The organism is Lactiplantibacillus sp. 7.2.4, from assembly GCF_018991185.1.
Lineage (GTDB): Bacteria > Bacillota > Bacilli > Lactobacillales > Lactobacillaceae > Lactiplantibacillus > Lactiplantibacillus pentosus.
Genome location: NZ_JAGYGS010000125.1, coordinates 1 through 2,052 on the forward strand (window position 1 = coordinate 1; position 2,052 = coordinate 2,052).

General features: G+C 35.7%; 3 protein-coding genes. All 3 read left to right on the forward strand.

Features of this window, described 5'->3' with window-relative positions:
• The first annotated feature begins 415 nt into the window (after positions 1–415).
• Genes KGF70_RS16755 through KGF70_RS16765 form a run of 3 tightly spaced genes read left to right on the forward strand, consistent with a single transcriptional unit; the run spans position 416 to position 1,775 of the window.
• Complete coding sequence (locus KGF70_RS16755) at positions 416–1,372, forward strand: protein rep (protein WP_012262098.1); 957 nt, start codon at positions 416–418, stop codon at positions 1,370–1,372.
• Positions 1,373–1,384: 12 nt separating this feature from the next.
• Positions 1,385–1,555: a hypothetical protein gene (locus KGF70_RS16760; RefSeq protein ID WP_013130268.1), complete on the forward strand. Its 171-nt coding sequence runs from the start codon at positions 1,385–1,387 to the stop codon at positions 1,553–1,555.
• Between the two features lie 13 nt (positions 1,556–1,568).
• Positions 1,569–1,775, forward strand: a complete 207-nt coding sequence (locus KGF70_RS16765) for a hypothetical protein (RefSeq protein ID WP_016377513.1) — start codon at positions 1,569–1,571, stop codon at positions 1,773–1,775.
• The last annotated feature ends 277 nt before the right edge of the window (positions 1,776–2,052 follow it).

Consider the following 2,052-nt stretch of genomic DNA (forward strand, 5'->3'; position numbering starts at 1 on the left):
GGCGGTCAAGCTGGCACAGCTTGGACTGGGTTCGGGGCGTCAGCACCCGAGGGGTTGAAACTGGCGTTTTTTTGCCAGTTTCTTCTTATCTTGATACTAGTATGATCAACTAGTTTTTTATTTTTGCGAGTAATTTGTCCCTTATCATTGATTTTATGGGGTTTTGGTGTATTATTGGACATATAAAATTTAATAATAAAGAAGCGCAAAAAAAAACCCACGTGCAAGTTCCTGATTTGGCCGTCCGGAACACGTGAGTTTGATTTCAAAGTTTTATTGCTTCAAAGCCTAGTATAACAGATGCTATAGGACTTTTGAATAATTAGGTATATAATTTTTATGGTTGTCAAAATTATATAAGCAAAAACAGAAATCAAACTCCTTTTCACGTAGGTTAGAAAAGGAGCTTTTATATATGTCAGAAATTTTTCAAGATAAAACAAAAAACGGGAAAGTAAGACCTTGGCGTGAACGTAAAATTGAAAATGTCCGTTATGCAGAATATTTGTCGATTTTAGAATTTAAACGTGCACATGACATTAGGGGTTGTGGGGAAACTTTGCGTTTTCGTAAGATCAATAATCAGTTAAAACTCTACCAGACTTGGTTTTGTCAGAAACGCTTATGTCCGTTGTGTAATTGGAGAAAGAGTATGAAAAATTCAAGTCAATTAAAACAAATTATTGCGGAAGCCGTTAGCAGACAGCCTAAGGGACGTTTTTTATTTTTAACACTGACGGTTAAGAATGCTTATGGTGCAGAAGAGCTAAGAAGTTCATTGCGAGTTTTAACCAAGGCGTTTAATAAGCTTACCCGTTATAAGAAAGTTACCAAAAATTTACTTGGTTATCTGCGTTCAACTGAAATCACGGTCAATGATGAAGATAGGTCATATAATCAACATTTGCATGTTTTATTGTTTGTAAAATCGAGCTATTTTACTGGTAATAATACTAACTATATCAAACAAGCAGAGTGGACTAAATTGTGGCAGAGAGCCTTAAAAGTTGATTATGAGCCAGTTGTGCATGTTGAAATAGTTAAGGCTAATAAACGCAAAGGTACTGGTTCTCTGCAAGCTAGTGCGGAAGAAACTGCTAAGTATGAAGTTAAGTCGTCTGACTATATGACTGCCAATGATGACCGTAACTTAGAAGTGATTAATGATCTAGAGTATGCTTTGGCTGGTACACGGCAAATTAGTTATGGCGGTCTTTTTAAGCAGATAAAGCAAGATTTAAAACTTGAGGACGTTGATAAGGGTGACTTAGTTCATGTTGGTAATGAAGAATATAGCAAAGAGCAAATGGAAGCTGCGGAAGAAGTCGTTGCAAAGTGGGACTTTAAAAAGCAAAATTATTTTATGTGGTAGGGAGTGTTTTTTATGATGATGAGATTGGATAAATTTTTTGTTGAAGAAATGCAAAAAAATGGTTTTGATGTTGATTTTAAGCGGTTAAAACAGATTTATCTTGATTCTAGAAATAGACATTCTGATGATATTGAAAAGGGAAAAGTACGTGCTTTAAATGAGCGCTTGAAGTATGAAGATTAGGAGATAAATGAGTATGGGATTATTTGAAGATTATTACGATGAGCATGACTTAGATAAAAATAGTGAATACAGCCATATGAGTAAAAAAGAGTTAGTGATTGAAGCTGAATATTTACATAATTCTTTGTGGAATATTTTGAAATATGTTGATAACGGCGGTACAGATATGGATGTTGTTAAAGCGGAAGTCTATGACGGCATATACGAAAGTCGGATATAAACATTGCATGTTTAGTGATTTTTGAAATTTTGTTCCATGGTTTTTGTGGATCAAAAATTTCGGTTTTGCGAATTAAAGGAATCTCGGCGGAAAAGATAGCCGAGATTTTTTTTAATTCGGGCGTCAATTTTTCTTAGAAAAATTAAGCTAGTGAGTGGCGATTATTTTGGCGGAAGAGAACAGCCAAAATTAACTGCCACGAGAGCAAGATTTTCCGAACAGGAAAATGAGCGGTTGGGTCTGTCCCGCTGGCAAGGCGACCCTCGGTAGAGCCCAA

Excerpts from the sequence above, each read along its gene's own strand:
- KGF70_RS16755 (WP_012262098.1), top strand. The coding sequence starts at position 416 with ATGTCAGAAATTTTTCAAGATAAAACAAAAAACGGGAAAGTAAGACCT.
- KGF70_RS16765 (WP_016377513.1), top strand. The coding sequence starts at position 1,569 with ATGGGATTATTTGAAGATTATTACGATGAGCATGACTTAGATAAAAAT.
- KGF70_RS16760 (WP_013130268.1), top strand. The coding sequence starts at position 1,385 with ATGATGATGAGATTGGATAAATTTTTTGTTGAAGAAATGCAAAAAAAT.